This window comes from Vibrio sp. OPT18, assembly GCF_015163615.1.
Taxonomy (GTDB): Bacteria; Pseudomonadota; Gammaproteobacteria; order Enterobacterales; family Vibrionaceae; genus Vibrio; species Vibrio coralliirubri.
In genome coordinates this window covers 335,947-339,513 of the sequence record NZ_JADDYK010000060.1, presented here as the reverse complement: position 1 = coordinate 339,513, position 3,567 = coordinate 335,947, and the positions used below count along the sequence as shown (strand labels likewise).

Below are 3,567 nucleotides of genomic sequence, written 5' to 3'. Positions count from 1 at the left end.
CTCTTAACCTAGCAGCGCAGCCGCCAGCCGTTATCTTAATGGCGGGTCTACAAGGTGCGGGTAAAACCACATCGGTAGGTAAGCTATCTAAGCTTCTAACTGAGCGTGACAAGAAGAAAGTCTTGGTTGTATCTGCCGACGTTTACCGTCCAGCGGCAATCAAACAGCTTGAAACGTTAGCAAGCGATGTTGGCGTAGACTTCTTCCCGTCTTCAGCTGATCAAAAGCCTCTTGATATTGCAAACGCTGCAATCGACCACGCGAAGAAGAAATTCTACGACGTGCTACTTGTCGATACTGCGGGTCGTTTGGCTATCGATGAAGAGATGATGGGCGAGATCAAAGAGCTTCATACTGCAATTAAACCAGTAGAGACACTGTTCGTTGTTGATGCAATGACAGGTCAAGATGCTGCGAACACTGCAAAAGCCTTTGGTGATGCGCTACCACTAACCGGTGTTATCTTGACGAAAGTTGATGGTGATGCACGTGGTGGTGCTGCTCTGTCTGTTCGTCATATCACAGGCAAACCGATTAAATTCTTGGGTGTTGGTGAAAAGACTGACGCACTAGAACCGTTCCACCCTGATCGTGTTGCTTCTCGTATCTTAGGTATGGGCGACGTACTGTCTCTTATTGAAGACCTACAGAAAAACGTTGATACCGAGAAAGCAGAGAAACTGGCTAAGAAGTTCAAAGAGAAGAAAGGCTTTGACCTTGAAGACTTCCGTGAACAGCTAGGTCAGATGCAAAACATGGGCGGCATGATGGGCATGATGGATAAGCTTCCAGGCATGTCTCAGCTACCAGATAACGTTAAAGATAAAGTTGATGACAAGATGTTCAAGCAAATGGAAGCGATCATCAACTCTATGACCATGAAAGAGCGTCAACGCCCTGACTTAATCAAAGGCTCTCGCAAAAAGCGTATTGCCGCTGGTTCTGGTACACAGGTACAAGATGTAAACCGTATGCTTAAGCAGTTCACCCAAATGCAGAAGATGATGAAGAAGATGCAGAAAGGTGGCATGAAAGGCATGATGCGCAACATGCAAGGCATGATGGGCGGCGGTGGAGGTATGGGCGGAATGGGTGGTGGCTTTAACCCGTTTGGTCGATAATCTACAAATGTAAGCTTTAGCTACGTTACTTTTCATAGTGTTAGCCGTGTCACAGAAAGTGTACGGCAGCTATGTTGGTGAAAAAATAGCTAAACCCCTTGCATTGCCCCGGAATAAGAGTAAAATTCCGGGGCTTTAATTTGGCACGAGACCCCAAGCTATTTACTTATACTTGGGGTTAATTATTTTATTAAGAAAGCAAAGAGGACGACATGGTAACCATTCGTTTGGCACGTCACGGTGCAAAGAAGCGCCCATTTTATCAAATCGTAGTTGCGGATAGCCGTAACGCTGCAACTGGCCGTTTCATCGAGAAAGTAGGTTTCTTTAACCCTACTGCTCAAGGTCAAGAAGAAGGTCTACGTCTAGACCTAGATCGTGTTAACCACTGGGTTGGTCAAGGCGCATCTCTATCTGATCGTGTAGCTAAGCTAGTTAAAGACGCTCAAAAAGCGGCTTAATTCTTTTTTAAAGAGAAATAGCTTATGTCGATGAAGGGTAAAGAAACTATGAGCGAGCAAAACAATAGAATTGTCATGGGTAAACTTGGGTCTACCTATGGTATTCGTGGCTGGCTTAAAGTGTTCTCCTACACAGACAATGCTGAAAGCATATTTGATTACAGCCCTTGGTATTTAAACCTAAAGGGTAAGTGGGTTGAGTACAAAGTTGAGAGCTGGAAACGTCATGGCCAAGGTTATGTATGTAAGCTAGCGGGATTAGATGTTCGTGAAGACGCGCAACTGATGACTAACTTTGAAATTGCTATTGACCCTGCTTCGTTACCTGAATTGTCAGAAGATGAATTCTACTGGCGCGAATTGTTCGGTATGCAAGTTTTTACCACTAAAGGTTACAACCTTGGTGAGGTCACTGACCTATTAGAAACTGGCTCGAACGATGTTCTAGTAATCAAAGCAAATCTTAAAGATGCTTTTGGCCAAAAGGAACGGTTAGTACCGTACCTTGAAGAGCAAGTGATCAAGAAAGTTGATCGCGAAGCTCGCCGGATCGAAGTTGACTGGGATCCTGGATTCTAACTCCAAATTACAGAGCGAGAGAACACATGTGGGTTGGCATTATTAGCCTTTTTCCTGAAATGTTCCGTTCTGTTACTGATTTTGGAGTAACAGGTCAAGCGGTTAAAAAAGGTCTTTTATCTATTGAGACATGGAATCCTCGTGATTTCACTCATGATAAACATCGCACTGTTGATGACAGACCTTACGGTGGTGGTCCTGGTATGTTAATGATGGTTCAGCCTCTGCGCGATGCTATCAAAACTGCCAAGCAAGCAGCACCGGGAAAGACGAAAGTTATCTATCTTTCACCTCAAGGTCGTAAACTCGACCAGAAAGGTGTTGAAGAGCTGGCAACAAACGAGAATTTACTTCTTATTTGTGGTCGCTACGAAGGGGTAGATGAGCGCATCATTCAATCTGAAGTTGACGAAGAATGGTCGATTGGAGATTTTGTGATGACGGGTGGCGAACTGCCAGCCATGACGCTGATTGATTCAGTATCTCGGTTTGTTCCGGGTGTACTTGGAGATTTCGCTTCAGCAGAAGAAGATTCTTTTGCAAATGGTTTGCTAGATTGTCCCCATTATACGCGCCCTGAGGTGCTAGACGATAAAGATGTGCCATCGGTACTCAAGTCTGGAAACCATAAGGACATTCGTCGCTGGCGATTAAAACAATCGTTGGGCCGAACTTGGCTAAGAAGACCAGAACTCCTGGAAAACCTAGCTCTGACTGACGAACAGGAACAATTACTGGCTGAATTCATTAAAGAGCAACGCTCTTAACGAAAAGCAAGCAGTAACCTATTAAATTTAGTATCAGTTTATTCTAGGAATTTATACAAATGAGCAACATCATCAAGGCTCTTGAAGAAGAGCAACTAAAATCAGACCTTCCTAAATTCGCACCAGGTGACACTGTTGTAGTTCAGGTTAAGGTAAAAGAAGGTGACCGTGAGCGTCTACAGGCTTTCGAAGGCGTTGTAATCGCTATTCGTAACCGTGGTCTACACTCTGCATTCACAGTTCGTAAGATCTCGAACGGTGAAGGCGTAGAGCGTGCGTTCCAAACTCACTCTCCAATGGTTGATAGCATCGAAGTTAAACGCCGTGGTGCAGTACGTCGTGCCAAGTTGTACTACCTACGTGAGCGTTCTGGTAAGTCAGCTCGTATTAAAGAGAAGCTTACTAAGAAGTAATTCTTTTTGCATTCTATCGATAAAAGCGGAGCCATTTGGCTCCGCTTTTTTGTGCCTGCTATTTGGAGTTGCGCAAGTAAGAGATCCCCAATTCGCTCGTACCTCACTCTTGGGGATGACGACAGTAGTACAGGCTTAAATGCAACCGTCATTCTCTAGACTGACGAAGGAAGGAGTAGGGAATCTCTTTCAGTAAACACCAAACTATCGGCAATAAAAAAGGATT

5 protein-coding genes are annotated in these 3,567 nt (G+C 44.6%); all 5 read left to right on the top strand.

The window, feature by feature from the left end:
* Positions 1-1,121 (top strand): signal recognition particle protein (gene ffh / locus IQQ51_RS16495; protein WP_228012920.1); only part of this gene is annotated, 1,121 nt, incomplete at its 5' end.
* 212 nt (positions 1,122-1,333) lie between these two features.
* The gene (rpsP, locus tag IQQ51_RS16490; RefSeq protein ID WP_004410028.1) at positions 1,334-1,582 is read left to right on the top strand and encodes a 30S ribosomal protein S16; all 249 of its coding nucleotides are present in this window, start codon (positions 1,334-1,336) and stop codon (positions 1,580-1,582) included.
* Positions 1,583-1,606: 24 nt separating this feature from the next.
* Positions 1,607-2,161: a ribosome maturation factor RimM gene (rimM, locus tag IQQ51_RS16485; protein WP_016768202.1), complete on the top strand. Its 555-nt coding sequence runs from the start codon at positions 1,607-1,609 to the stop codon at positions 2,159-2,161.
* 26 nt (positions 2,162-2,187) lie between these two features.
* Positions 2,188-2,928, top strand: coding sequence for a tRNA (guanosine(37)-N1)-methyltransferase TrmD (gene trmD, locus IQQ51_RS16480; RefSeq protein WP_019826347.1), 741 nt, complete (start codon positions 2,188-2,190; stop codon positions 2,926-2,928).
* A 59-nt stretch (positions 2,929-2,987) separates the two neighbouring features.
* Positions 2,988-3,341: a 50S ribosomal protein L19 gene (gene rplS, locus IQQ51_RS16475; protein ID WP_004735514.1), complete on the top strand. Its 354-nt coding sequence runs from the start codon at positions 2,988-2,990 to the stop codon at positions 3,339-3,341.
* Positions 3,342-3,567: the final 226 nt, after the last annotated feature.